This is a genomic window from Mesorhizobium kamtschaticum (assembly GCF_056174585.1).
Genome location: NZ_CM149691.1, coordinates 2,712,886 through 2,737,797, shown reverse-complemented (window position 1 = coordinate 2,737,797; position 24,912 = coordinate 2,712,886). Strand labels below are relative to the sequence as shown.

The following is a 24,912-nucleotide window of genomic DNA, read 5'->3' as shown; positions in this document are numbered from 1 at the left end:
CTCAGCTTCCGAGCGCGGTCTTGATGGCCGCTGCCGCGTCGCCACCGTCAAAGGTGGTCACACCGGCGATCCAGGGGGCAACCGCGCCCGGATTTTTCTTCAGCCAGTCGGTCGCCACCGTGGTGGCATCGCCGCCCTTGAGGATCGCGTCCATCATCTGGCCTTCCATATCCAGATTGAACTTCAAATTGGCGATCAGCTTGCCGGCATTCGGGCATTCGGTGGTGTAGCCCTTGCGCACATTGGTGAACACGGTGGCGGCGCCGAAGCCGCTATCGCCCATGCCGTCGAGATAGGTGATCTTCATGGCGCCCATCACCGGATGCGGCGTCCAGCCGAGGAAGGCAATCCACTCATTGTTCTTCATCGACTGCTCGGCCTGCGTCAGCATGCCGGCCTCCGAGGATTCGACCAGCTCGAAGCCGTCGAGCTTGTCGGCGGGATTCTTGATCATGTCGAGGATGATGCGGTTGCCGTCATTGCCGGCCTCGATGCCGTAGATCTTGCCGTTGAACTTGTCCTTGAACTTGCCAAGGTCGGTCAGCGACTTGACGCCGGCATCCGCGACATAGGTCGGCACGACGATGCCGTAGCCGGCGCCGGTCAGGTTGGTGCTGATGGTCTCGACCGAGCCATCGGCGGTATAATCCTTGATGTCGTTGGTCATCGACGGCATCCAGTTGCCGAGGAAGACATCAAGATCCTTGTTCTTCAGCGACGCCATGGTCACCGGCACTGAAAGCTGGATCACCTTCGGCTCGTAGCCGAGCGCGGTGAGCAGCGCCGAGGCAACCCCTGTGGTGGCCTGGATGTCGGTCCAGCCGACATCGGAAAGACGCACGGTCTTGCAGCTTGCCGCATCTCCGGCAAAGGCGGCGCTGGTGGACAACAAAGCCGCCAGGCCAAGGCCGGCGGCGAAGGAATTCATACGCGACATAGTTAGTCTCCCATTGTGATTCTTTGGCGAAGCGTAGTTACGGTTTCTCTGCCCGCCTTGTTTCGTCAGCCAAACACCATTCTGGTGTGGATTCAAGCGCTAAGGCAATCACGATCAACGGCGCGGACTGGCCAATCAGCGACACGGTTGACGCTTTTGTCGTGCAAGGCTGCTTTTTCAGGGGAATGCGGCGGCGGCCCCTCCCAGTGCCGAGGCAAGTCGGCTTAAAAGAGCGGCATGGCCAAGCTCTATTTCCACTACGCGACGATGAATGCCGGCAAGACGACGATGCTCTTGCAGGCGTCGTACAATTATCGCGAACGCGGCATGACGACGATGCTGTTCGTCGCCGGCCATTACCGCAAGGGCGACAGCGGCCTGATCTCCTCGCGCATCGGGCTGGAGACCGAGGCCGAGATGTTCCGCGACGGCGACGATTTGTTCGCCCGCGTCGCCGAACATCACGACCATACGACGGTGCATTGCGTCTTCGTCGACGAGGCGCAGTTCCTTGAGGAGGAGCAGGTCTGGCAATTGGCCCGCATCGCCGACCGGCTGAACATCCCGGTGATGTGCTACGGCCTGCGCACCGATTTCCAGGGCAAGCTGTTTTCCGGCTCGCGCGCGCTGCTGGCGATCGCCGACGATCTGCGCGAGGTGCGCACGATCTGCCGCTGCGGCCGCAAGGCGACGATGGTCGTGCGCCTCGGCGCCGATGGCAAGGTGGCCCGCCAGGGCGAACAGGTGGCGATCGGCAAGGACGTCTATGTCTCGCTCTGCCGCCGTCACTGGGAAGAAGAAATGGGCCGTGCCGCGCCCGACGATTTCATCGGCTTCATGAAATCCTGACTCGCGATCCGCGTCAGGCCGTCGAGACGCGCCTTAGCGGAAACCGCCAGCCCAGCCGGACACCGAGCGTCGCCACGGCGATCAGCACCATGCCGGCGGCCTGTGCCGGCCCGAGCGGATGCCCGTAGACCGCCCAGTCGATGATAATGGCAACGACCGGATAGATGAAGGTGATGATGCCGATCACCGGCGTCGTCAGGCGCGGAAAGGCCGAGTTCATCAGCACATAGGCAATGCCGGTGTGCAGCACGCCGATGCTGACCAGCCAGCCCCATGAATGCGCGGGAACAGGCTCGCCGATCCCGGCGAAAGGCGCGAGCATGACAATCCCGACGATCGTCTGGCAAAGCACGGTGACCTCCGCGCGCTGCTGGCCGAGGCCTTTGGCGAGGATCGTCGCCACCGCATAGAGCAGCGCGGCAACCAGCGTCAGCGCGATGCCCAGCGCCCATGCCGTGCTGGCCTGCGCATGCGAAACCACCAGCCCGCTGGCCAGCACGACGCCAAGGAACGCGCCGAGCATCCACAGGATCTGGTCGAGCGAGATGCGCTCCTTGAGGAAAACCACGCCGATGATCACCACAAAGAACGGCTGCACGTGATAGACGATCGTCGTCGTGGCGATGGACGTCATGGCGAAGCCGGCGAAGAAGGCCGTCCAGCTCAGCACCATGCAGGCGCCGGCGAGCGCGGCCAGCGCCAGGCGGGTCGGGGACAGGGTGCGGTCCGGCAGATAGCCTCGCAGAAAGCACCATGCGCCGAGGAACATGGCGCCGAAGACGCAGCGCCAGAACACGATCGTCACGGGATGCAGCCCCGCTTCCGTCACGAAGGCGCCAACCGTGCCGGCGATCGTCATCGCGAAGGCGAGGCTCGCGGCCGGAAAACGGGAGGTTGGCAGGTCCTTCATCGAAGGCTCCTCAAACGGAGAAGACTCATTTGGCCAGCAGGATAGCTTTCAAACAAGTGAATAGATTTGGACCTAGCTATTCGATATGCTGATAGCACCATGGCTGCTCCGCTTGACCTCAATTTGCTGAAAACCTTCGTCGCCGTCGTCGAAAGCGGCAGCCTGTCCAATGCGGCACCGCGGGTCGGCCGCAGCCAGTCGGCGGTCAGCATGCAGATGCAGAGGCTGGAAGAGATGGTCGGCAACCAGCTTCTGGTGCGAGGACCGAGAACCGTTACCCCCAACGCGATCGGCGAGGACTTTCTCATCTATGCGCGCCGGCTGCTGAAGCTGTCGGACGAGGCCTGGGCGAGCGTCACCCGGCCGAAGGAGACGGGCAGCGTGCGCCTTGGCGTACCGGACGACTATGCGGCCTTCCTGCTGCCGCCGGTCCTGTCACGCTTTGCCGAGGACCATCCGCTGGTGACGGTCGAACTGATCTGCGAACAGTCGACCGCGCTGGTGAAAACCCTGGCGGAAGGGCGACTCGATCTGGCGATCATCACCCGTTTGCCGGAACAGGCGCTCGAGGTGATCCGGCTCGAACGCTTCGTCTGGGTCGCCTCGCCAAACCATGTCGCGTGGCAGGCCGATCCCTTGCCCGTCGCGCTGTTCGAGCCCGGCTGCGCCGCCAGGATGAATGTCCTGCAGGCGCTTGGCGAAGCCGACCGATCCTACCGCTGCACCTATTCCAGCGCCTCCCTGCTTGGCCTCATCGCGGTCGTGCAGGCTGGGCTTGCGGTCGCGGGTCTAGCTCAGCGCAGCGTGCCGCCATCACTGCGCATCATCGGCTCCAATGAAGGGCTTCCGGTACTGCCGGATCTCGAAATCGGCATCCTGCGCAACCCGGCGTCAACGACGCCGGCGGTCGATCGGCTGCATGATTTCCTGCGCCGCGACCTCGCGCAGCAGGCCTGAGATTCCATCGTCCGGTCGCAGGAAATTGGGCTGAACTCCGCCCTTGCCAATCCGCCACGATGCAGCGTTTGTTAAGGGCTCGGTCCTATAAGGCCGTCAGCCAGAGCTCTCCGGGGTCAGCCATGCTTCGAGCCGTTTCCTCAGCCGCCCTTCTTCTGCTTGCCACCTCCGTTGCCGCTCATGCCGGCGGCGACCCCGTGCAGGGCAAGCACGTCTTCAACCGCTGCATCGCCTGCCATGAAGCAGCCAGCGACCGCGACAAGGTCGGCCCGCATCTGCTGGGTGTCGTCGGCCGCACCGCGGGTACAGCCGAGAGCTTCCTTGGCCATTATTCGGAGGCAATGAAGGGTGCGGGCGCTGGCGGTCTTGTCTGGGACGAGGCAAATCTTGCTGAATATCTCAGGGCTCCCAAGCTCAAGGTTCCCGGCAACAAAATGGCTTTTGGCGGCCTGACCAATGATGACGACATCGCCAATGTCATCGCTTATCTGAAGGCTGATCCGAAGCCCTGAACGCGCGCTGTGCGCCGCATGACGGCGCTGGCTTTGCCTGCAACCGGTTCAATTCCCTGCCGAATTCAGCATATCCGCGTTGGCGAGGGTCGACTGCTTTGCCGGCATGAAAGTTCAATGGCAGTTGAACTAAGCCTGACCGGCCGGCTAATCACGCCATGACCCCACCTTCATTGTCTTTCAAGGCCTTGGCGGATTCTTTTGTTTTCACACCGCCTCAATCTTCACGTCTTTCAATCCCCGGATGCCCCACATATATTCGCCGCTGTTCGCAACCAGCGATCGGAAGCCGAAGCGGGAGGCCCCTATGGCGACATTGCAGAATTTCGATGCCGAAATTGCCAAGACCAAGCAGGTCGTCCAGGACATGCGCACCAAGATCGAGCAGTCCGGCACCGTGCTTGATACGCTCGCCACCGCGGACAAGAAGATCGGCGACGCCAATTTCGACATCGAGAACGCCCGCATCGAGGATGTGCTGAAGCAGCAGAAGGTGATGGAAGGCAACATCGCCGACCTGATCATCGGCCTGGAAGACGCCACCAATGTCTTCGGCGCCGAGTTCGAGAGCATGAAGAACTATTCCGGCTGGGAAAATTTCGTCGGCATCTTTTCGTCGCAGCGCAAGCAGCGCATGCGCACCGACCGCGTCCGCAACATGTCGCTGGCCGGCAATCTGCAGGAACTGCTGGCCAAATCCGACACCATCGTCGGCATCCTGAAGGCGCAGAAAGAGGTTCTCGACCAACGCTACAAGACCTCCGAGGCCAGCCTGTCGCAGGTCATCGAGCGCCGCAAGACCACCATGTCCAACCTCGAAGCCGTGCAGAAGCGCATCGAGGAACTCAATCCGATGCTGCTCGACATCGAGAACAAGATCGCCGCCTCGACGAACCAGAAGGACCGCACACAGCTCGAAGGCGAACGCTCTGTGCTCGCCACCGAATACAACGAAAAGCAGGCCAAGGAGCAGGAGCTGCTGGCCGAAAGCCAGACGCTGGAGCGCTACACCTCGATGTTCCAGACCTTCGTCGATTCGCTCAACAACCAGATCGCCGCGCAGTCGACGCTGATCAACAAGCTGACCATCGATACCGAGCAGCGCATCGTGCTCTACAAGGCCCTGGAAGATTCGCTGAAGACCGCCGCCCAGCAGGACGTCGCTCACAAGATCAACACGCTGGGCAGCCAGGTCGACAACACCGCCGAGGAAACCATGGCCGGCATTGGCGCCGCCTCGCAAAAGCACATTGGCGACCTGCTCGAGATGCATGAGAAGAACATGGTCGCCAGCGCCGATATCCAGCGCCGCAAGAAGCTCGCCGACGATGCCTTCGCCCGCCGCTTCGACGAAGTGCTGAAGAAGCACAATTCGGCCAACTACGTGCAGTCATAATTGCCGCGCGCACCGGTGCGACAATCCCAGGGCTGACAGCATGACCCCCGAAAACGACGCGGCGGCGCGGTATTTCTCGGCAATCACGGCGGCGCTCAGCGGCCTTGAAGTGTTCATGCGCGACGACCGCTCGCCGCTCTACCGGCATGGCATCGTCGCCAAGATCGTTGCCGAATACATCGCCCGGCTCGACAAGTCCTTCTCCTGCTGGCGCAACCGGCTGGGCTTCATGGACACGTTCCGCATTTCGCGCGCCGAAAGCGGTTTTCCTGTCTTCCAGAACCTGCTCGAGCTGGAGAACGACCGCCGCCAGGCTGACAGCCGGCTCGCCAACATCCCGCTGGCCGGCGAGCTGCGCGAGGAGATGGCCGACTTCATCCTGCGCCACAAGGAATTCCCCGAGGCGCTGCAGAAATCGATGGCCGAGCGGCTCTATCTCGAGGACGTCAAGAGCGAGCAGACTTTCGGGCCGTTCACGTTGGCGCAGACGGCCAAGGTCTCGGTCAACCCGAAGACGGCGCGGCCCTACTACCTCGTCCACTGGGCGACCTTCGACGGCAGCGCCAACCTGCCTTTGGTCTACATGGTGACGGTGGAGGATTCCTCGGAAAGCATGATCCGCCAGCTCGTCGACAGCAACGGCAAGCTCAACGACAAGGTCGACATCCCGCTGCCGGTCGACGGCCTGCTCAATCCCGAGCTTGCCCACCGTTTTGACGATTTCACCGAGAAGAACTCGGCCTACACGCTGTCGCCGGCGACCATTGCGGTGAACCTCGACAAGGATTTCGAGCCGCTGCACCCCAAGCAGTTGCGCCGCGTCGTGCTCGGCCCTTTCTATTCGGCCGGCATTACCGACAACAATTCGACGGTGACGGAAGTGCTGGCCAAGGTGCGCAAGCCCGAAAACGCCTGGCTGCTGACCTGGACCATCCAGGAGGTCTATTCCAAGGGCGAGAAGCCCGGCCGCAAGGGGCTGTTTTCCAGCGAAAAGACGACGCAGGAATTCTTCATCAACACCGATGATCTGGAAGCCGCGCGGCAGGGCGTGTCGAGCTACGAGAACCACGCGCTGATCCCGCACGAGGCCTACCAGGCGCTCTACGCCGCCGGCGAAGCCCAGAAGATTTTTGGCGGCTACAAGGTTCATATCCTGTCCAACGGACAGGTCATCTCAGACGTCTGACCGTCACACCACGGAGCATCCTTCATGGACACCGGCCTGACCACCATCCCGGAAGCGGCGATCGAGAAGCACCGCGCCATGGCGCAGAGTTTTATCACCCGCATCGTCGTGCTGGAGGACCCATCGCGCGAATCCGGCACGGCCTTGGCCGGCACCAACCGCCGTTTTGTCTCTACGGTCTCGGTCGGCTCGGTGCGCCGCACCCGCGAGGTCGAGTTGACGAAGACCGTCGGCGCCGTCCATCCCGACGACCAGTTGCTCACCATCCCCCAGCACACGCTTCTGTTTCGCGCCCGGCGCGGCACGGCGATTGCGCTCGCCGTATCGGATGTCTTCGCCGAAGGCTCCGATCTCGAAAGCCTGCAGGCGAAAAACACCCGCGCGCCGCTCGAGGGCGACGAGGCTTCCGTCTTCAAGAAACTCCTGTCGGCCTCGGCCTACATCTCGGCTTTCAGCCTCGCTTCCTACCTGTTCCAGCTGATCGACAGCGATGGCGAGGCGCCCAACGACACGCCAGAGCCGGACTTTCTCTTCGACACGCCGCAGGATGCGGTGAAGTCGATCCTCGCCGGCCTCGACAAGGCGATAGCGGGCTCGAAGGACGATGCCGACCTGATGACCAGGGCGCGCGCCTTTGCCCGCGTCGCCATAGACGGGCTGCTGGCCAGAAAAGGCCGCTTCGATGGCATCGGCCCGTTCGAGAATGCCCATATCCGTATCGACGCCGACGACTTCACCCTCGATGGCTTCGACGTGGCGCCGGGCAAGCGCTCCAAGCCGCTGGTGATGACCTTCAAGAAGCCGGAAGAGGTCGTCGGCAACCACATCGCCAAATACCAGTCGGTCAAGCTCGCCAGGATGCTGATGGCCTATGATTTCGAGCGCGAGCTGAACCCCTTCGTCGAACTCGGCGGCTTCCTGTTCACCTTCATCGGCGACGGCGCGCCCGGCACCGGCAAGACGACTTTGATCCAGATGATCGCCGGCCTCGTCAACGGCTATTGCCAGGTCGCCGGCTATCCCTTCGCCTATGAGAATTTCGGCGTCGACCAGATCTCGTCCTATCAGGGCAAGTCGGGCCAGAACTGCCGCCAGTTCATCAACAATGTGCTCAATCCCCGCGTCATCGGCTTCGGCACCATCGACGACATCGACCAGGTGGCCGCCAGACGGTCCGACGACCGCGCCTCGGCCGGCCAGCAGGAAATCACTGGCGTCCTGATGGATGCCTTCGCCGGTGCTTCAACCGTCGTGCGCGGCAACTGCTCGTTCGGCATGTTCTCCAACTATCCCGAAAATGTCGACGACGCGCTGCGCCAGCGCGCCGGCGCCCGCTGGCTGGTCGACGGCCCGCAGACCCGCGACGACTACATCGACATCTTCGTGCTGCTCGCCGGCAAAAACCACGAGATCCCTCTGGGCAAGCACGAGCTCTACGCCGCGCAGGAGATCCAGCGCGCCGTGACCGAGGCCTATGAAGAGCATGAGAAGCCAAGGGAAGACGGGCTGATGAAGGTCTACGAGCGCTACATGAAGGAGAACGGCGCGCCCAAGACCATGGCCGATATCGGCACCTATCTGCACCTGATCAAGGACGCCGAGCCGCGCTTCACCGGCCGCGCCATCAAGAACGTTACCGACGCCATCAAGATGCGCGCCATGGACATCGAACTGCCCGACGACTGGTTCGAAAAGCCGGAAGCCTTCATGCACAAGGGCTATGACGAGAAGAAAGCCATGATCGAGGAACTGCGCGGCCCGTTCTCGATGGACATGGTCATGCAGGAGATCAACCGCTACGCCGACAGCGAGTTCCGCTATTCCGACAAGTCCGACGATGCCGCGGTCGAGAAGCTCCTGCGCGATGCGCGTCTGCGGGAGAGGGCCGCGCGCGAGATGGAGGAGATGAAGAAGAAGGGCAATTGGAATGCGTAGACCTTCGTCGACGGCGGAAGACGCGCCGCACGCAGCCAAGAAACCCGACCTTCTGCGCGACAACGAACTCATCTATGGCCGGCTGCTGACCGTCGACGAGCCTCATCTGATCGATCGCTACAACAAGGCGCTGGCCGCGTTCGGCAAGAAGCCCACCAAGCTCACCAGCTTCCAGATCGACCGCACCGGTTTCTCGCCCGAAGTGGCCGAGGAATGCGGCGACTACGATTATCTCGACCCCGACGAGGTCAATCGCCGCTTCATCATCCTGACGCCGTCGCAGATCGACCTGCCGGTGGTGCACACCGCCTTCTCCAACACCTCGCTGCTGATGTTCGAGTTCATGTCCAAGAACCAGCGCGCCATCGACGCGCTGACCATCAAGGACGTCATCTACGGCGAGATCGAGGACTCCGTTCCCAAGGTCAACGACATCGAGGACCTGCTGTCGATCAACCAGGTCGAGTTCAAGGTGCTGTCGGCGGAGGATGTGCTGGGCAAGGCCGCCGAACTCGGCAAGCTTGTCGACCGGCTGAAGCAGGAGCCCGACGCCTGGCGCGACAATGCCATGCTGACCCGCATGGTGGAGTTGGCGAAGGTCTGCGGCGATATCCGCGAGAACGCGCTGGTGCCCGACCAGGTGATATTCCGCCACAACGCTTACTGGACCAGCCATTTTGGCGGGCTCTACGTGTTCGTCGATCCCGACATGACGACGGTGATCAGCGATCCGGCTGCCCCTGGCTTCCGCCGCTCGCGGCCATGGCAGGTGAGCTATCTCTCGATCAACGACGCCGACAAGGTGTTCAAATTCCTGGCCAGCACCGGCCGCATCGAATTGCCGCGCGCCTCCTGGGTCGAAGCCTCGGGCTATCTCGAACACCGGGCCGAGATGGTGGTGCGCGCGCTGATCCGCGACGCCGAGCCGGACCGCAATTTGACCGATGTCGACAAGGTCTGGCTGCAGACATGGATCCAGAGCCATGCCGACCTGATCACCAAGGACGGCAATTTCCCCTTCCTCAACGCCGCCAAGCGCGAGATCGCCCAGCTTGGCCACCTCAAGATCGACGATGTCTTCCCGCAGCAGCGCTTCCTGGTGATCCGCGCCAAGCCGGACCATCCCGACGCCTGGCTGACCAATCGGCTGATCTCGGATTTCGTGCCGTCGGACTTCGTCTCGCGCTACATCTTCAATAAGGACGGCTTCTACAAGGATTATGACGGCTTCAGCGACGCCTGGCGATCGCATGTTGTGGACGTTCTGAAAACCACATATTTGAAGGACAAGGTGGCGTTTCGCACACGCCTCTACGGCCTGACTGACTAGAACGAAATGAACTGTCATTTCGTTCTAACTTATTGTTTGGCGCATGATTTTATCCAAAAAGTCTGCAACTTTTTGGCATCATGCTTTGAGGGGATGACACAGCCATGCTCGATCCGATCGTGAACTTCTTCACCCGGATTTTCCAATGGATCGGCCGCGGCATCGGCCTTTTGATCGGTGTCATCCTGTGGCCCTTCCTGTGGGCGGGCAGCTGGTACAAGCAGCGCGGCTGGATCCTGAAGGCCGTGGTCGGCCTGGCCGTGCTGGTCCTGATCGGCCTCTATGCCAACTTCTTCTATGCCACGCAGTGGTGGAACAAGTTCAACCCGAACTACCCTGACACCTACACGTTCGAGAAACGCAATGTCTCCGCCGGCGAACAGGTGGCCGCCGGTGCCGGTACCGATACCGCCAAGACCTGCGGCAACTCCGGCATCGCCCAGGTGGCGGCCGACCTGACCGATTTCAACGTCAACCAGAATGCCTGGATCTCCTCGATGATCCTCTACAAGCTCGGCCTATTCGGCATCGACTGGGACGACACGCCGTGGATGGACAACAAGGCCTCGTTCCAGCGTGGCATCAACCAGGCGGTAAGGCGCACGGCGACCGAGCTGGCCGACAATCTCGGCCGCGTGCGCACGACCTCGCAGATCGATGCCGACCTGCAGGATGCGCGCGGCAATCTGCAGTTCGACGAATACACTTGGTATTTCGGCGTCAGCCCGTTCGGCCCGAAGACGCCGACGCCGAGCTATTATCGCGACGCGGTGCGCAAGCTGCGCTCGTTCAACGCACGGCTGGCCACCTGCCAGGCTACTTTCGATGCCCGCGCCGACAATCTGAAGCAGTACATCGACCGCATCGCATCGGACATCGGCTCGACCTCGGCCATCCTCAAGGAGCGCGCCGAGAACCACAACAATGGCTGGTTCGACACCCGCGCCGACGACCGCTACTGGTTCGCCTATGGCCAGCTCTATGCCTATTACGGCCTGATGAAAGGCGCCCAGGCCGATTTCGAGGACGTCATCAAGGAAAAGCACCTGCAGAGCCTGTGGGACACGATGGACGCGCAATTCGTCTCGGCGCTGCGCATCCAGCCCTTCATCATCGCCAATGGCCGCGAGGATGGCTGGCTCTTGCCGACGCACCTGACAACGATGGGCTTCTACATCCTGCGCGTGCGCTCCAATATGGTCGAAATCAGCAACGTGCTGACGCAGTAACCCTTTAGGCTTCGGCCCAGGCGATGGCGGATTTGCGTCGTCGCCTCTGTCGCATTCGGTGCATTGTGCGGCTGTTTTGAGACGGCGGAAGCGCCCTTGCTCTGGCTTCTATACGGCGCGGCAAGCGGAGCCAGAAAGAACCGAGGACAGGTCGGCCGGCCGCGGAAGAATTTTCTCTATAGGAAACATAGTTGCATGGAAGTTGACGCCACGGCAGCGACAGGGTTAGAACATGCCCGCGCGCCCGGTTCCAGCCTGCTTGCGATAGAAACCAACCCCGTCCCCTCCACCGTACAATCCAGAGGAAAGCCGTCATGGCCGAAGTGAAGTCCGACATCGAGATCGCGCGCGGCGCCAAGAAAAAGCAGATCCAGGAGATCGGCCAGAAGATCGGCATCCCGACCGAACATCTGCTGCCCTATGGCCACGACAAGGCCAAAATCTCCGCCGAATTCATCAAATCGGTGAAGGGCAACAAGGACGGCAAGCTGATCCTGGTCACCGCCATCAACCCGACCCCGGCCGGCGAAGGCAAGACCACCACCACCGTCGGCCTCGGTGACGGTCTGAACCGCATCGGCAAGAAGGCGATCGTCTGCATCCGCGAGGCTTCGCTCGGCCCGAATTTCGGCGTCAAGGGCGGTGCCGCCGGCGGCGGCTATGCGCAGGTCGTGCCGATGGAGGACATGAACCTCCATTTCACCGGCGACTTCCACGCCATCACCACCGCGCACAATCTGCTTTCGGCATTGATCGACAACCACATCTACTGGGGCAATGAGCTCGGCATCGACACCCGCCGCGTGATGTGGCGCCGCGTCATGGACATGAACGACCGGGCGCTGCGCGAAATCATCTGCTCGCTCGGCGGCGTCGCCAATGGTTTTCCGCGCGAAGGCGGCTTCGACATCACCGTCGCCTCGGAAGTCATGGCGATCCTGTGCCTGTCGAACGATCTGAAGGATCTGGAAAAGCGCCTCGGCGACATCATCGTCGCCTACCGCCGCGACAAGTCGCCGGTCTACGCCCGCGACCTCAAGGCCGACGGCGCCATGGCCGTGCTTTTGAAGGACGCCATGCAGCCCAACCTCGTGCAGACGCTGGAGAACAACCCGGCCTTCGTGCATGGCGGTCCGTTCGCCAACATCGCGCACGGCTGCAACTCGGTCGTCGCCACCACGACGGCGCTGAAGCTAGCCGACTATGTCGTCACCGAAGCCGGCTTTGGCGCTGATCTCGGCGCCGAAAAATTCTTCGACATCAAGTGCCGCAAGGCGGGCCTCAAGCCGGCGGCAGCCGTCATCGTCGCCACCGTGCGCGCCATGAAGATGAATGGCGGCGTCAAGAAGGAAGACCTCGGCAAGGAAAACGTCGAGGCCGTCAAGAAAGGCTGCGCCAACCTCGGCCGCCACATCGAAAACATCCGCCAGTTCGGCGTTCCGGCGGTGGTTGCCATCAACCACTTCTATTCCGACACCGACGCCGAAATCCAGGCGATGAAGGACTACGTCGCCTCGATGGGCGAAGAGGCGATCCTGTGCAAGCATTGGGCCAAGGGCTCTGCCGGCATCGAGGAACTCGCCAACAAGGTGGTGGCGCTGGCCGAATCCGGCGCGTCGCAGTTCGCCCCGCTTTATCCCGATGCGATGCCGCTGTTCGAGAAGATCAACACCATCGTCCAGCGCATCTATCGCGGCTCGGAAGCGATCGCCGACAAGTCGGTGCGTGACCAGCTCAAGGCCTGGGAAGACGCCGGCTACGGCAATCTGCCGGTCTGTATGGCCAAGACCCAGTATTCCTTCTCGACCGACCCGAACCTGCGCGGCGCGCCGACCGGCCACACCGTGCCGGTGCGCGAGGTCAGGCTTTCGGCGGGTGCCGGCTTCGTCGTCATCATCTGCGGCGAGGTCATGACCATGCCCGGCCTGCCCAAGGCACCGTCCTCGGAGAAGATCTTCCTCAACGAGGCCGGCCAGATCGAAGGCCTGTTCTAAGATCCTTCAGTTCCCAAAAAGCGAAGGGCGCCGCAGCGATGCGGCGCCCTTTTTGTTCGCGGATCGTCCTACGCCGCGCTGCGCGCCAGCGCCCGCTGATTGGAGGCGTAGATCGTGTCGCGCTCCGGCAAGGCGCCAGTCTTCAGGCACTCGGCCCATTCGGCGGTCTTGAGCACCGCGGCGAAGCGCGACTGCAGGATGATCGTGACCACGCGGTGGATCTCCTCAGCCGAGGCATAGCCGGCGCTGTTGGCGTAAGGCACCGAGCCGGTCGCATCCGACAGGAACTCGACAGCAAAGCCCGCATGCACGGCATGGATGATGGTCGACAGGTCGCAATTATGCGTCATGTAGCCGACGACCGTCAGCGTATCGATGGCATTGGCGCGCAGCCATGCCTCGAGGTCGGTGCCGGTAAAGGCGGAAGGCAGCATCTTCTCGACATAATGGTCGCGGCCACGCCTGGCGATCTCCGGATGCAGTTCGCCGCCGTGACTGCCCTTGGCGAAGATCGGCGACGTCTCGGGCGCCATCTGCTTGATAACAACCACCTTGATGCCGGCGGCCGCCGCGGCATCCATGGCGCGTGCCACATTGACGACGCTGTCGCGGAACGGCGGATGCTGGATGGCCAGGTTGCCGCCATCATAATCGTTCTGGACATCGACGACGATCAGCGCGCGACGCGGCGTGGTGTTGGCTGGGGCAGACATGGTGTTTTCCTTTCCGGCTTGAATGCGATGGGCGAAAACTAGGCTGGTCGGCGATCGACCAAAAGTGGCCCGATTGACATCATTCGAAAGAATTGGGACAATCCGATTTTCCCTTGCTGGAAGCAGCCCATGACCGCCCCGATCATCGCCGTCCTCGCCTTCGACGGCATCAGCCCGTTCCATCTCTCCGTGCCTTGCCTGGTGTTCGGTGAGGACAGGACATCCCTTGGCCTGCCGCGCTTCGAGTTCCGCATCTGCGCGGTCAAGGCCGGCCCGATCCACACCGAGGCCGGACTGACCATTGCCGCGCCGCACGGATTGGAAGGCCTCGATGGCGCAGACATGGTCATCATCCCCAGCTGGCATCATCTCGGCCAACAGCCGTCGCCGCTGCTGGTGGCGGCGTTGTGCCAGGCACACCAGCGCGGCGCCTTGATCGTCGGCCTGTGCCTTGGCACCTTTGCCATTGCCGCGGCCGGCCTGCTTTCCGGGCGCACTGCCGCGACGCACTGGGCCTATTCCGAGCGGCTGCAGAAACTTCATCCCGACATCAAGGTCGACCCCACCGTGCTTTATGTCGACAATGGCGATGTCGTGACCTCGGCCGGTGTCGCCGCCGGCCTCGATTGCTGCCTCCACATCGTGCGCGCCCGCTATGGCGCGGAAGCAGCACTGCGGCTTGCCCGCCAGATTGTGCTGTCCCCGCATCGGCAGGGCGGGCAAGCACAGTTCATCGAGCATCCGGTGGCAAGAAGCGCCAACGCCGACCGTTTCACCCAGGCCCTCGACGCCGTGCGCGCGACACTCGGCGAGACGCACAGCCTGGACAGCGTCGCCGAGGCCGCCGGCCTGACAAGGCGTACCTTCACCCGCCGTTTCCAGAAATCGATCGGCACCAGTTTTGGCGACTGGCTGACAAGCCAGCGCATCGAACTGGCGCAACGCCTGCTGGAAGCAACGGAGAAATCCATGGACATTGTGGCCTTCGAAGCCGGCTTCGGCAGCGCCACCTCGCTGCGCCAGCATTTCGCCGCGAGGCTGCGGACATCGCCGGTGCAATACCGACGGGAATTCTCCAGGCGGATAGATCGGGACGAACGGATGGCGCACACCTGATCGCTTACGAGAAGCACTCAGCGCTTAACTGGTCTCGCCGGATTGCCAACCACAGTCGTGTTCGCAGCCACGTCGCGCGTCACCACCGCGCCGGCGCCGACGATGGCGCCCTCGCCGATGCTGACGCCGCCAAGGATGATAGCGCTGCCGCCGATCCAGGCATGGGCGCCGATCTCGACCGGCCTGGCGATCTCCAGTCCCGCTTGCCGGCCGGCAGCCTCCTTGTGGTGCTCGGCGCAGTAGATCTGCACATTGGGGCCGAGCAGCGTTCCCTTGCCGATGCGGACGCTTGCCGTGTCGAGAATGGTGCAGCCGGCATTGAGGAAAACATTGTCGCCTAGAACGATGTTGAACCCATAGGCGCAGTGGAACGGCACCTCGACGCGGGCGCCCTCGCCGACGCCGCCGAGCAATGCCTTCAGGCCTGGCCCGAGATTGCCGCGCTGCCGCGGCGGCAGGCAATTGTGCTCGAACACCGCGTCGCGCGCCGTGACACGCAAGGCCTCCAACTCGTCATCTAGGCAAGTGTACCATTCGCCGGCCGCCATCTTCGCGCGCTCGCTTCCAGCCATGGCGGGTCTCCAATTGACGTCATTGCAAAGCATAGTTGCGGCCAGCAGAAAAGCGCCAATCCAAGTACTGGTCAAATATCGGACCTATGGTAGCCTGCCGCCTCAAGGCCGTCCTGGCCGGGTGATCGAGGGGGATCAACATGCTCTATCTTCTTGCACTTCTGATCGGCGTCATCGCCGGTCTGCGCGCCATGACGGCGCCGGCCGCGGTCGCCTGGGGGGCCTATCTCGGCTGGCTGCCGGTTGCCGGCACCTGGGCAAGCTTCATGAGCCATTGGGCCGCTGTCGGCATCTTCACCATCCTCGCCATCGTAGAGCTCGTCACTGACCAGTTGCCGTCGACGCCAAGCCGTAAAGTGCCGCAGCAATTCGGTGCCCGCATCCTGCTTGGCGCCTTCAGTGGCGCAGTGATCGGTGCGACAGGTGGTTCCACCATAGGCGGCCTGATCGCCGGCGCCATCGGCGCGGTCATTGGCACGCTGGGCGGTGCCGAAGCGCGCGGCCGGCTGGCCACCGCCTTCGGCAAGGACCCGCCCGCCGCCTTCATCGAGGACGCGGTGGCGATCATCGGCGGCCTGCTGATCGTGGCGGCGGTGGCATGACGGCAAAAACCTACGACGCCATCATCATCGGCGCCGGACAGGCCGGTTCTCCCTTGGCCGGCCGGCTGACTTCAGCCGGCATGAGCGTGGCGCTGATCGAGCGCAAGTTGGTCGGCGGCACCTGCGTCAACACCGGCTGCATGCCGACCAAGACCATGGTGGCCAGCGCCTATGCCGCGCATCTGGCGCGGCGCGCGGCCGATTATGGCGTGACGCTCTCCGGCCGGTCGGCGTCGATTACAGCAGGATCAAGGCGCGCAAGGACAAGGTCACAAACGACTCCCGCACCAATCTGGAGACATGGATCGCCGGCATGAAAGGCTGCACGCTCTACCGCGGCCATGCACGCTTCGAATCCGCCAACACCGTGCGTGTCGGCGATGACCTTCTGACCGCCGAAAAGATCTTCCTCAACACCGGCGGCCGCGCCTCGGTGCCGGACCTGCCCGGCATCAACGACATCGACTATCTGACCAATTCCTCGATGATGGATCTCGACGTCCTGCCGCGCCATTTGATTGTCGTCGGCGGCAGCTACATCTCGCTCGAATTCGCGCAGATGTTCCGCCGCTTCGGCTCCGATGTCACCGTCATCGAGAAGAGCCCGCGCCTGACCGGCCGCGAGGACGAGGAGGTCTCCTCCGCCATCCTGTCTATCCTCGAAAACGAAGGCATTGCGGTCCATGTCGGCGCCGACGACATCGGCTTCGCCAAACAAGGTAACGACATCGCCGTGACCTTCTCCGCCGGCAAGCCGCCCGCGGTTGGCTCGCACGCGCTGCTGGCGCTGGGACGCACTCCCAACACCGACGATCTCGGCCTCGACAGAGCCGGCGTCGCGGTCGACAAGCGGGGCTTCGTCATCGTCGACGACCAGTTGCAAACCAGCGTGCCCGGCATCTGGGCGATGGGCGACTGCAACGGCAAGGGTGCCTTCACCCACACCTCCTACAACGACTACGAGATCGTCGCCGCCAACCTGCTCGACAATGATCCGCGCAAGGTGAGCGACCGCATCGAGGCCTATGCGCTCTACATCGACCCGCCGCTCGGCCGCTGCGGCATGACCGAGGCGGCGGTGAAGAAATCCGGACGCCGCGGGCTGGTCGGTCAGCGGCCGATGACGCGCGTCGGCCGCGCCGTCGAAAAGGGCGAAACGCAAGGCTTCATGAAGATCCTCGTGGACGCCGATACCAGGGAAATCCTCGGCTGTTCGGTGCTCGGCCCGGGCGGCGACGAGGCGGTGCATTGCGTGCTCGATTTGATGTACGCCAAGGCGCCGGTCGACATGCTGGCGCGCGCCGTGCACATCCATCCAACCGTCTCGGAGCTGCTGCCCACCATCGCCCAGGAGTTGAAGCCGCTGGCCTGATATCTACTCGACAGCTTCCGGTCCGGCCAGCTTCGCCTCCAGCCGGCTCAGCAGAAGCACGGCTCCCTTCAGTTCATCGGCGCCAACGTCGCTAAGCAGATCGGCGCGCAGCACCGCCAGCAGGCGCTCGATCTCGATCACCCGCACTCGCCCGGCATCGGTCAACGACAGGATCTTGGCGCGCCGGTCGATGGCGTCCTCGGTGCGCGTCACCAGCCCCTCTTCGACCAGCAGGTCTACGATACGCACCAGCGACGGCCCTTCGAAACCGAGATGGTCGGCAAGCACGCCCTGGCGCAGATTGTCGCCGAGCCTCGACAGCATCACCAGCGGCATGGCGGTGGCATGCGACAGGCCGCAATCGTCGAGCGCCTTGTCAGCCGCGCGCCGCCACAGCCTCGCGACCGATATCATGAGTGGGCCAAATCTGGCGCGATCCGGGTCTTGCTTGGTCATGACGAAAATGATAACATGCTATCTATTAGGATGCGATACGATTCTTCTGCTTGGGCGATTTCCGCGCCGCCGGAAGCCAGACGAACCAGACCTTGACAGATCGCCAGCGCGACTTGAAGCCCGCGCGACCACGAGGCATCGCATTCCGAAATGCGCGAGGAACACGATGTCAGAACAAGATGATACCGACATCTCCGGCGGCGCCTGGCTGCTCGTCCTTTTCGGCCTGGTGCTGATGATCATCGGTCTGCCGCTGCTCTATGGCGGCGTCCAGTTCATCGGCCTCGGCGGCTCCTGGTATTACGCGCTGGCCGGCGCCGGCATCATCGTCTCCGGCTTTCTATACGCCTTGAGCCGGCGCGCCGGCTTCTGGCTCTGCATTCTCATCTTCCTCGCCACGGTTGCGTGGGCGCTGTGGGAAGCCGGGCTGGATTTCTGGCCGCTGGTGCTGCGGCTGGTCGCGCCGTCCGTGCTGGCCGTCATCGCCCTTCTGTTCGCGCCACTGTTTCCGTCATCCGGGGGCGGCAAGCGTGGCCCGTTCGCCCTTGCCGGCATTCTGGTGCTCGGGCTGATCGCCACCGCAGCCTATGCCTTCCAGCCGCATGGCATGATCCGCGACACGGTGGCCACCGCTGAGACGCCGGCGCCGGCCGCCGCGACACGCCGATCCCTCGATCGCGGCGACGACATCATCGCCTATGCCTCGCCGAAGGCACCGTGATCCGCAAAACCCTCATGCGGATAGTCTGAAAACGGGGCGCCTTAGCGCCCCGTTTCGATCTGCTCCACGCTTTCTGCATTGCTGCATTGCAGCAATAGACATTGCGCCCGGTATGGATCCTCGCGCAGTCTCGAAATTGAACCGATTCAGTCTGGACGCCCCATGCCTTTGCCGATCCTTGCGCTTGCCATTGCGTCCTTCTGCATCGGCACCACCGAATTCGTCATCATGGGCCTGCTGCCGGAGGTCGCCGCCGACCTTGGCGTGTCGATCCCTTCGGCAGGCCTGCTGGTCACCGGCTATGCGCTGGGCGTTGTCTTCGGCGCTCCGATCGTCGCCATGGCCACCGCGCATTTGCCGCGCAAGCCTGTGCTGGTCGGGCTGACTGCCTCGTTCGTCGTCGGCAATCTGTTCTGCGCCATCGCGCCTGACTATTGGACGCTGATGGCCGCGCGCGTCTTCACCGCTTTTGGCCACGGCGCTTTCTTCGGCATCGGCTCGGTCGTTGCCGCCAGCCTGGTGCCGCGCAACAAGCGTGCCAGTGCCATGGCCTTGATGTTCGCCGGACTGACGCTGTCCAACATTCTGGGCGTTCCCGCCGGCACGGCTCTTGGCGAAGCTTTAGGCTGGCGCTCCACATTCATCGCCGTCGTCGGCATCGGTCTGATCTCGGTCGCGGCCATCGCCTGGCTGGTGCCGTCCGATGTCGCCGAACCAAGCGGCGGCGGCCTGCGCGGCGAGTTGCGGGTGCTGGGCAAATTGCAGGTCTGGCTGGCGATGCTGATCGCCGCCCTTGCCTCGGCCAGCCTGTTTGCCGTCTTCACCTACATAAAACCCTACCTCACCGACGTGTCCGGCCTGTCGACCTCCGCGGTTACCTGGGTGCTGCTGCTGTTCGGCGCCGGCATGACCATCGGCAACATCATCGGCGGCCGGCTGGCAGACTGGAAGCTGATGCCGACCGTCATCGGCACGCTGCTGTTGATGGCGGTGCTGTTCGTTGGCTTCATGCAGTTCGGCGCCATTGCCAGTGTCGCCATCGGCATCGTCTTCCTGTGGGGCCTGCTCATCTTCGTCGTCGTGCCGCCGCTGCAGATCCGCGTCGTCGAGGCGGCGTCCGAAGGACCGAACCTTGCCGCCACGCTCAACCAGGGCGCCTTCAATGTCGGTAATGCCAGCGGCGCCTGGATCGGCGGCGTGGCGCTGTCCGCCGGCGTTTCCTACGCCCACCTGCCATTGGTCGGCGCGGTGCTCGCTTTGCTGGCGGTCACCGTCGCGGTACTCTCGCAAGCGCTGGACCGGCGGGCACCTGTCCCGCTTCAGGCTGCCGCGGAGTAGCTGCCTGTCGCCCAAAAGCATGCCCACGGGCTTGACCCGAGGGTGCGCAGCGGTTTTGGGACAACGACATGCAGCAAGGCAAAAGACCACCCTTGCGCCCATAGCGTGGGCGGGCTGGACCAATCGACATCGGTACTCTCAAATGGGCATGTCTTCTCGCTCTAATGGAGGAAGTCATGCAGAAATCGATCGAACGCATCGCCGGTGACAGCGAAGGCGTTTCCTACGAATTCCCGGTGTTCCGCTTCGCAGGTAGCGACAAGGCGGCACCCTCGGCCTATCTGCAGGCGGCCCTCCATGCCGGCGAACTGCCGGGCGTCGTCGCCATCGACGCTTTGATGCCGATGCTGAACAAGGCCGCAGCCGAGGGCCGCATCAAGGGCAACATCACCATCGTGCCCTGGGCCAACCCGATCGGCCGCGCGCAATATCATTTCGGCGAGCATCAGGGCCGCTTTCACCTGGGCACCCGCACCAATTTCAACCGCGCCTTTCCGCTGCTTGCCGCGCCCGACGCCAAGCTCTTGCCCGACACCAGCTTTGGCGGCGCCGACCAGCGCCTGAAGTCACGCCTGGTGCAGCTGTCGCTCGGCCACGACATTGTGCTCGACCTGCATTGCGACGACGAAGGCCTTGCCTATCTCTACGTCCACACCAGCCTGTGGCCGGCCATGGCCGATTGCGCCGCCGCCATGGGCATCGATGCGGTGGTGCTGTGGAGCGAAGACAGCGACGGCACTTTCGAGGGCGCCTCGATCATGCCCTATCAGAACGTTCCCGCCGATGTGGCGAAGTTCGACCGCCGTGTCGCCACCACGGTCGAATATCGTGGCATCCTCGATGTCGATGGCGCGCTGGCTGGCGCTGATGCCGAAGGTCTCTACCGCCTGCTGGTGGCCCGTGGCGTGGTCACCGACAGCGCCCTGCCTGCGCCGGGTCCGTTCAAGGGTGTCGTCGCTCCCTTGGAAAACATCGACATGATGCCCGCCCCCCGGGCCGGCGCTGTGCTCTACGACGTGAAGCCCGGCGACCGCGTCGCCAGGGGCGACCGTCTCGCCACCATCGTCCACGCACCGGGCGAGACCGGCGGCCGCGCGGAAGTGTTCGCGCCGCAGGACGGCATCATCCTGACCCGCCGCTCGCGCCGCATCATCCGCGCCGGCGAGGACCTGCTGAAACTGGTCGGCGACAGGAAGAGCGCCGACGCCAGATCAGGGACGCTCGAGGACTGAGGAAGCTTGCCTGGTAGTTTGCCGAAGCGTCCCATAGCTTCGTCATTCTAGGGCGGAGCAAGGAGCGAAGCGACGCGGCGCAGACCCTAGAATCCATGCCGTTACATCTGTGCACCACAACGGTGCAGAATTCTGCGCCGTTGCACTCCACCTCCAAGGTCGCGGCATGGATCCCAGGGTCTCCGCGACGGAGCTTCGCTCCTGCTTCGCCCAGGGATGACGAAGTGGGGGGTCTCGCCTTATCCCCTACTGGCTGCCCCGTGCAGCACCACTATCCGGAGATCGCCAGCCGCGCCTTGGCCTCAAGCCATTCCGCCATCTGCCGGTACGGCACAGGGCCGTGGCTGATGCGGGCGACGCCGAGTTCGGCCAACCGCTGGCGCGGCGGCACATGCGCCAGCGCTATGATGTTGACCGGCAGGTTCGTCGACTTGCAGAGCGTCTCGATCAGGCCCTCGTCACCAAGACCCGGCGCAAAGAAGCCGCTCGCTCCGGCCTTTTCATATGCCTGCGCCCGCTCGATGGCCTGATCGAGCAGTTCGTCGTCATGCGCGTCCGGCTTCGCCTTGAGGAAGATGTCGGTGCGTGCGTTTAGGAATGCCGGAATGCCGGAAGCCTTCACGGCAGCGGCGGCGGCTTCGATGCGCGTTACCTGGACGTCGATGTCGTGCAGGCCGCTGCCGCCGACAATCTGATCTTCGAAATTGAAACCGATGGCGCCGGCGCGCAACGCCAACGTCACCGTGCGAGCAACGAATTCCGGATCGACCCCGTAGCCGCCTTCGAGGTCCATGGTCACCGGCAGGTCGACCGCTGCCACGATGCGCTTGATGTTGTCGAGCGCCAACTCCAGCGGGATTTTCTCGCCATCGGGATAGCCAAAGGCGGCCGCGACCGGCCAGCTTCCGGTGGCGATCGCCTTGGCGCCCGCCTTCTCGACGATCTTCGCCGAGCCCGGATCCCAGGCATTGTAGAGAACGATCGGGTTGCCCTTGACGTGAAGGGAATGGAACGTCCGCGCGCGCTCGGCCTGTTCGGTCATTGGTGTTTCCCGTTCTCTCGATGTTGGATGTATAGTCTAGGCAACGCCGCAGGCTCTGGCGATGTGCCATGAGCCTGGGAAGCGGCGGCCACCGAACAGGCTTTCAAATCAGTTGCGCATCCGGTTTTTCGCCGCTATGGATTTCGCCATGAACATGCGTTCGACCAAGACCATTTGGTGGTGGGCCTGCTGACAGCGGCCTGTTCGAACGCGCGTGCGTGAAAGAGAGGGTGGCCGCAACGGAAAGTCCGGGCGGCCATTTGTTTTTTGCGAAGCCAGTCCCGGGTCCGTTGCCCCAACAAGCTGATGGAGACGGCAATGACGATGAAGGTTCTGGAAAACGGCGCTGAAAGCTTCGTGACCGCAGGTGGCATCACCATCACCCGCGAGCGCCACGACCGGCCCTATGCAGGCGCGATCGACGCTTACGTCGATGGCTTGAATTCGCGCCGTGGCGCGGTGTTTTCTTCGAACTACGAATATCCCGGCCGCTACACGCGCTGGGACACCGCCATCATCGATCCGCCGCTGGTGATCTCGGCGCGTGGCCGTGCCATGCGCATCGAGGCACTGAACGGCCGTGGCGAGGCGCTGTTGCCGGTCATCGGCAAGACGCTGGGTGGTCTTGCCGACATCACCATCGCCGAGACGACGAAAAAACTGATCCGCCTCGACGTCGCCAAGCCCGGCAGGGTCTTCACCGAGGAGGAACGCAGCCGCGTGCCTTCGGTGTTTACCGTGCTGCGCGCCATCACGGCCCTGTTCAAAACCGCTGAAGACGCCAATCTCGGCCTCTACGGCGCCTTCGGCTACGACCTCGCCTTCCAGTTCGACCCGGTCGACTACAAGCTCGAGCGCAAGCCGAGCCAGCGTGACCTCGTCCTGTTCCTGCCCGACGAAATCCTCGTCGTCGACCATTATTCGGCCAAGGCCTGGACCGACCGCTACGACTATTCAGGCGAGGGTTTTTCGACCGAAGGCCTGTCGCGTGACGAAATCGCCGAGCCGTTCAAGACCGCCGACCGCATCCCGCCGCGCGGCGACCATGAGCCCGGCGAATACGCCAATCTGGTGCGCAAGGCGATGGATTCATTCAAGCGCGGCGACCTGTTTGAGGTCGTGCCCGGCCAGATGTTCTACGAGCGCTGCGAGACGCAGCCGTCCGAGATTTCGCGCAAGCTGAAGTCGATCAACCCGTCGCCCTATTCCTTCTTCATCAATCTGGGCGAAGGCGAATATCTGATCGGTGCCTCGCCGGAAATGTTCGTGCGCGTCAACGGCCGCCGGGTCGAGACCTGCCCGATCTCGGGCACCATCAAGCGCGGTGACGACGCCATTTCCGACAGCGAGCAGATCCTGAAGCTGCTCAACTCCAAGAAGGACGAGTCCGAGCTGACGATGTGCTCGGACGTCGACCGCAACGACAAGTCCAGGGTTTGCGAACCGGGGTCGGTGCGCGTCATTGGTCGCCGCCAGATCGAGATGTATTCGCGCCTGATCCACACTGTGGACCACATCGAAGGCCGGCTGCGCGAAGGCATGGATGCCTTCGATGCCTTCCTGTCGCATGCCTGGGCGGTCACCGTCACCGGCGCGCCGAAACTGTGGGCCATGCGTTTCATCGAGCAAAACGAGAAGAGCCCGCGCGCCTGGTATGGCGGGGCGATCGGCATGGTCAATTTCAACGGCGACATGAACACCGGCCTGACGCTGCGCACCATCCGCATCAAGGACGGCATCGCCGAGGTGCGCGCCGGCGCCACATTGCTCTTCGACAGCATCCCCGAGGAAGAAGAAGCCGAAACCGAATTGAAGGCATCCGCCATGCTCTCCGCCATTCGCGACGCTAAATTGGGCAATGCCGCCAGCACCGAGCGCACCACCGCGCGCGTCGGCGATGGCGTCAACATCCTGCTCGTCGATCACGAGGACTCCTTCGTCCACACGCTGGCCAACTATTTCCGCCAGACCGGCGCCAATGTCTCGACCGTGCGCACGCCAGTGCCTGAGGAAGTCTTCGACCGGCTGAAGCCGGACCTGGTTGTGCTGTCGCCAGGACCGGGCACGCCGAAGGATTTCGACTGTGCCGCCACCATCAAGAAGGCGCGCGCCCGCGACCTGCCGATCTTCGGCGTCTGCCTTGGCCTGCAGGCGCTGGCCGAGGCCTATGGCGGGGAGTTGCGCCAGCTGCATATTCCCATGCATGGCAAGCCCTCGCGCATCCGTGTCTCGAAGCCGGGCATCATCTTCTCCGGCCTGCCCAAGGAAGTCACCGTCGGCCGCTACCACTCGATCTTTGCCGATCCGGTGCGGCTGCCCGATGATTTCATCGTCACGGCGGAGACCGAGGACGGCGTCATCATGGCCTTCGAGCACCGCAAAGAGCCGATCGCCGCGGTGCAGTTCCACCCGGAATCGATTATGACGCTCGGCCACAATGCCGGCATGCGCATCATCGAGAACATCGTCGCCCACTTGCCGCGCAAGGCCAAGGAAAAGGCAGCCTGACCTCG

21 protein-coding genes and 1 pseudogene are annotated in these 24,912 nt (G+C 63.2%); 16 read left to right on the top strand and 6 right to left on the bottom strand.

Features of this window, described 5'->3' with window-relative positions; all coding sequences use genetic code 11:
* Window position 1: 1 nt before the first annotated feature.
* Complete coding sequence (gene choX / locus AC0V7N_RS13385; RefSeq protein WP_475458166.1) at window positions 2-937, bottom strand: choline ABC transporter substrate-binding protein; 936 nt, start codon at window positions 935-937, stop codon at window positions 2-4.
* Window positions 938-1,174: 237 nt separating this feature from the next.
* Here choX and AC0V7N_RS13380 point away from each other — a divergent pair, with 237 nt between their 5' ends.
* Window positions 1,175-1,786 carry a thymidine kinase gene (locus tag AC0V7N_RS13380; protein ID WP_027044004.1) on the top strand — a complete coding sequence of 204 codons (612 nt, stop codon included), beginning with the start codon at window positions 1,175-1,177 and terminating at the stop codon, window positions 1,784-1,786.
* A gap of 13 nt (window positions 1,787-1,799) precedes the next feature.
* On the opposite strand, the gene AC0V7N_RS13375 is transcribed toward AC0V7N_RS13380, so the two are convergent.
* Window positions 1,800-2,696 carry a DMT family transporter gene (locus AC0V7N_RS13375; protein ID WP_475458164.1) on the bottom strand — a complete coding sequence of 299 codons (897 nt, stop codon included), beginning with the start codon at window positions 2,694-2,696 and terminating at the stop codon, window positions 1,800-1,802.
* 99 nt (window positions 2,697-2,795) lie between these two features.
* Here AC0V7N_RS13375 and AC0V7N_RS13370 point away from each other — a divergent pair, with 99 nt between their 5' ends.
* The 8 genes from AC0V7N_RS13370 to AC0V7N_RS13335 all read left to right on the top strand — a co-directional run bounded on the left by AC0V7N_RS13370 (window position 2,796) and on the right by AC0V7N_RS13335 (window position 13,235).
* On the top strand, window positions 2,796-3,653 hold the full coding sequence (locus AC0V7N_RS13370) for a LysR substrate-binding domain-containing protein (protein WP_475458162.1): 858 nt from the start codon (window positions 2,796-2,798) through the stop codon (window positions 3,651-3,653).
* A 122-nt stretch (window positions 3,654-3,775) separates the two neighbouring features.
* The gene (locus AC0V7N_RS13365) at window positions 3,776-4,165 is read left to right on the top strand and encodes a c-type cytochrome (protein ID WP_475458160.1); all 390 of its coding nucleotides are present in this window, start codon (window positions 3,776-3,778) and stop codon (window positions 4,163-4,165) included.
* Between the two features lie 307 nt (window positions 4,166-4,472).
* Window positions 4,473-5,561 carry a hypothetical protein gene (locus tag AC0V7N_RS13360; protein WP_475458158.1) on the top strand — a complete coding sequence of 363 codons (1,089 nt, stop codon included), beginning with the start codon at window positions 4,473-4,475 and terminating at the stop codon, window positions 5,559-5,561.
* 40 nt (window positions 5,562-5,601) lie between these two features.
* Entirely contained in the window at window positions 5,602-6,747 is a 1,146-nt protein-coding gene (locus AC0V7N_RS13355; protein WP_095201941.1) for a hypothetical protein, read from the top strand.
* Between the two features lie 24 nt (window positions 6,748-6,771).
* Complete coding sequence (locus AC0V7N_RS13350; protein ID WP_475458156.1) at window positions 6,772-8,682, top strand: AAA family ATPase; 1,911 nt, start codon at window positions 6,772-6,774, stop codon at window positions 8,680-8,682.
* Entirely contained in the window at window positions 8,675-10,012 is a 1,338-nt protein-coding gene (locus AC0V7N_RS13345; RefSeq protein WP_475458154.1) for a DUF6638 family protein, read from the top strand. The genes AC0V7N_RS13350 and AC0V7N_RS13345 overlap by 8 nt, the downstream gene beginning before the upstream one ends.
* Before the next feature lie 104 nt (window positions 10,013-10,116).
* Complete coding sequence (locus tag AC0V7N_RS13340) at window positions 10,117-11,241, top strand: DUF2333 family protein (RefSeq protein WP_475458152.1); 1,125 nt, start codon at window positions 10,117-10,119, stop codon at window positions 11,239-11,241.
* A 314-nt stretch (window positions 11,242-11,555) separates the two neighbouring features.
* Window positions 11,556-13,235 (top strand): formate--tetrahydrofolate ligase, encoded by a 1,680-nt coding sequence (locus AC0V7N_RS13335; RefSeq protein WP_475458150.1) that lies wholly within the window; start codon window positions 11,556-11,558, stop codon window positions 13,233-13,235.
* 68 nt (window positions 13,236-13,303) lie between these two features.
* On the opposite strand, the gene AC0V7N_RS13330 is transcribed toward AC0V7N_RS13335, so the two are convergent.
* Window positions 13,304-13,948, bottom strand: coding sequence for a cysteine hydrolase family protein (locus AC0V7N_RS13330; RefSeq protein ID WP_475458148.1), 645 nt, complete (start codon window positions 13,946-13,948; stop codon window positions 13,304-13,306).
* A 129-nt stretch (window positions 13,949-14,077) separates the two neighbouring features.
* Here AC0V7N_RS13330 and AC0V7N_RS13325 point away from each other — a divergent pair, with 129 nt between their 5' ends.
* Window positions 14,078-15,064 (top strand): GlxA family transcriptional regulator, encoded by a 987-nt coding sequence (locus tag AC0V7N_RS13325; RefSeq protein ID WP_475458146.1) that lies wholly within the window; start codon window positions 14,078-14,080, stop codon window positions 15,062-15,064.
* 17 nt (window positions 15,065-15,081) lie between these two features.
* Here the strand turns inward: AC0V7N_RS13325 and AC0V7N_RS13320 are convergent, their stop codons facing one another.
* Window positions 15,082-15,636 (bottom strand): sugar O-acetyltransferase, encoded by a 555-nt coding sequence (locus tag AC0V7N_RS13320; RefSeq protein ID WP_475458143.1) that lies wholly within the window; start codon window positions 15,634-15,636, stop codon window positions 15,082-15,084.
* Between the two features lie 140 nt (window positions 15,637-15,776).
* Between AC0V7N_RS13320 and AC0V7N_RS13315 the strand changes: the two genes are divergently transcribed.
* Complete coding sequence (locus AC0V7N_RS13315; protein WP_475458141.1) at window positions 15,777-16,238, top strand: DUF4126 domain-containing protein; 462 nt, start codon at window positions 15,777-15,779, stop codon at window positions 16,236-16,238.
* Window positions 16,235-17,610: pseudogene (locus AC0V7N_RS13310) on the top strand (FAD-containing oxidoreductase). Before AC0V7N_RS13315 ends, AC0V7N_RS13310 begins: the two are co-directional and overlap by 4 nt.
* 3 nt (window positions 17,611-17,613) lie before the next feature.
* On the opposite strand, the gene AC0V7N_RS13305 reads toward AC0V7N_RS13310, so the two are convergent.
* Window positions 17,614-18,024 carry a MarR family winged helix-turn-helix transcriptional regulator gene (locus AC0V7N_RS13305; protein ID WP_475458136.1) on the bottom strand — a complete coding sequence of 137 codons (411 nt, stop codon included), beginning with the start codon at window positions 18,022-18,024 and terminating at the stop codon, window positions 17,614-17,616.
* A gap of 208 nt (window positions 18,025-18,232) precedes the next feature.
* Here AC0V7N_RS13305 and AC0V7N_RS13300 point away from each other — a divergent pair, with 208 nt between their 5' ends.
* From AC0V7N_RS13300 to AC0V7N_RS13290, 3 genes are all read left to right on the top strand, one after another.
* Complete coding sequence (locus AC0V7N_RS13300; protein ID WP_475458134.1) at window positions 18,233-18,787, top strand: hypothetical protein; 555 nt, start codon at window positions 18,233-18,235, stop codon at window positions 18,785-18,787.
* A 162-nt stretch (window positions 18,788-18,949) separates the two neighbouring features.
* A complete protein-coding gene (locus tag AC0V7N_RS13295; protein WP_475458132.1) occupies window positions 18,950-20,125 on the top strand; it encodes an MFS transporter in 1,176 nt (391 codons plus the stop codon).
* A 176-nt stretch (window positions 20,126-20,301) separates the two neighbouring features.
* Complete coding sequence (locus AC0V7N_RS13290; protein ID WP_496627884.1) at window positions 20,302-21,357, top strand: M14 family metallopeptidase; 1,056 nt, start codon at window positions 20,302-20,304, stop codon at window positions 21,355-21,357.
* Between the two features lie 271 nt (window positions 21,358-21,628).
* Here the strand turns inward: AC0V7N_RS13290 and AC0V7N_RS13285 are convergent, their stop codons facing one another.
* Window positions 21,629-22,399 carry an isocitrate lyase/PEP mutase family protein gene (locus AC0V7N_RS13285; RefSeq protein WP_475458130.1) on the bottom strand — a complete coding sequence of 257 codons (771 nt, stop codon included), beginning with the start codon at window positions 22,397-22,399 and terminating at the stop codon, window positions 21,629-21,631.
* Between the two features lie 318 nt (window positions 22,400-22,717).
* Here AC0V7N_RS13285 and AC0V7N_RS13280 point away from each other — a divergent pair, with 318 nt between their 5' ends.
* Window positions 22,718-24,907, top strand: coding sequence for an anthranilate synthase (locus AC0V7N_RS13280; RefSeq protein ID WP_475458128.1), 2,190 nt, complete (start codon window positions 22,718-22,720; stop codon window positions 24,905-24,907).
* The last annotated feature ends 5 nt before the right edge of the window (window positions 24,908-24,912 follow it).

What these genes read in the sequence shown, in the direction of transcription:
- AC0V7N_RS13295 (WP_475458132.1), top strand. Translation starts at nt 18,950, where the DNA reads ATGCCTTTGCCGATCCTTGCGCTTGCCATTGCGTCCTTCTGCATCGGC.
- AC0V7N_RS13380 (WP_027044004.1), top strand. Translation starts at nt 1,175, where the DNA reads ATGGCCAAGCTCTATTTCCACTACGCGACGATGAATGCCGGCAAGACG.
- AC0V7N_RS13320 (WP_475458143.1), bottom strand. Translation starts at nt 15,636, where the DNA reads ATGGCTGGAAGCGAGCGCGCGAAGATGGCGGCCGGCGAATGGTACACT.
- AC0V7N_RS13335 (WP_475458150.1), top strand. Translation starts at nt 11,556, where the DNA reads ATGGCCGAAGTGAAGTCCGACATCGAGATCGCGCGCGGCGCCAAGAAA.
- AC0V7N_RS13345 (WP_475458154.1), top strand. Translation starts at nt 8,675, where the DNA reads ATGCGTAGACCTTCGTCGACGGCGGAAGACGCGCCGCACGCAGCCAAG.
- AC0V7N_RS13355 (WP_095201941.1), top strand. Translation starts at nt 5,602, where the DNA reads ATGACCCCCGAAAACGACGCGGCGGCGCGGTATTTCTCGGCAATCACG.
- AC0V7N_RS13370 (WP_475458162.1), top strand. Translation starts at nt 2,796, where the DNA reads ATGGCTGCTCCGCTTGACCTCAATTTGCTGAAAACCTTCGTCGCCGTC.
- AC0V7N_RS13280 (WP_475458128.1), top strand. Translation starts at nt 22,718, where the DNA reads ATGACGATGAAGGTTCTGGAAAACGGCGCTGAAAGCTTCGTGACCGCA.
- AC0V7N_RS13365 (WP_475458160.1), top strand. Translation starts at nt 3,776, where the DNA reads ATGCTTCGAGCCGTTTCCTCAGCCGCCCTTCTTCTGCTTGCCACCTCC.
- AC0V7N_RS13315 (WP_475458141.1), top strand. Translation starts at nt 15,777, where the DNA reads ATGCTCTATCTTCTTGCACTTCTGATCGGCGTCATCGCCGGTCTGCGC.
- AC0V7N_RS13340 (WP_475458152.1), top strand. Translation starts at nt 10,117, where the DNA reads ATGCTCGATCCGATCGTGAACTTCTTCACCCGGATTTTCCAATGGATC.
- AC0V7N_RS13350 (WP_475458156.1), top strand. Translation starts at nt 6,772, where the DNA reads ATGGACACCGGCCTGACCACCATCCCGGAAGCGGCGATCGAGAAGCAC.
- AC0V7N_RS13305 (WP_475458136.1), bottom strand. Translation starts at nt 18,024, where the DNA reads ATGATATCGGTCGCGAGGCTGTGGCGGCGCGCGGCTGACAAGGCGCTC.
- AC0V7N_RS13330 (WP_475458148.1), bottom strand. Translation starts at nt 13,948, where the DNA reads ATGTCTGCCCCAGCCAACACCACGCCGCGTCGCGCGCTGATCGTCGTC.
- choX (WP_475458166.1), bottom strand. Translation starts at nt 937, where the DNA reads ATGTCGCGTATGAATTCCTTCGCCGCCGGCCTTGGCCTGGCGGCTTTG.
- AC0V7N_RS13300 (WP_475458134.1), top strand. Translation starts at nt 18,233, where the DNA reads ATGTCAGAACAAGATGATACCGACATCTCCGGCGGCGCCTGGCTGCTC.
- AC0V7N_RS13375 (WP_475458164.1), bottom strand. Translation starts at nt 2,696, where the DNA reads ATGAAGGACCTGCCAACCTCCCGTTTTCCGGCCGCGAGCCTCGCCTTC.
- AC0V7N_RS13285 (WP_475458130.1), bottom strand. Translation starts at nt 22,399, where the DNA reads ATGACCGAACAGGCCGAGCGCGCGCGGACGTTCCATTCCCTTCACGTC.
- AC0V7N_RS13290 (WP_496627884.1), top strand. Translation starts at nt 20,302, where the DNA reads ATGCAGAAATCGATCGAACGCATCGCCGGTGACAGCGAAGGCGTTTCC.
- AC0V7N_RS13325 (WP_475458146.1), top strand. Translation starts at nt 14,078, where the DNA reads ATGACCGCCCCGATCATCGCCGTCCTCGCCTTCGACGGCATCAGCCCG.
- AC0V7N_RS13360 (WP_475458158.1), top strand. Translation starts at nt 4,473, where the DNA reads ATGGCGACATTGCAGAATTTCGATGCCGAAATTGCCAAGACCAAGCAG.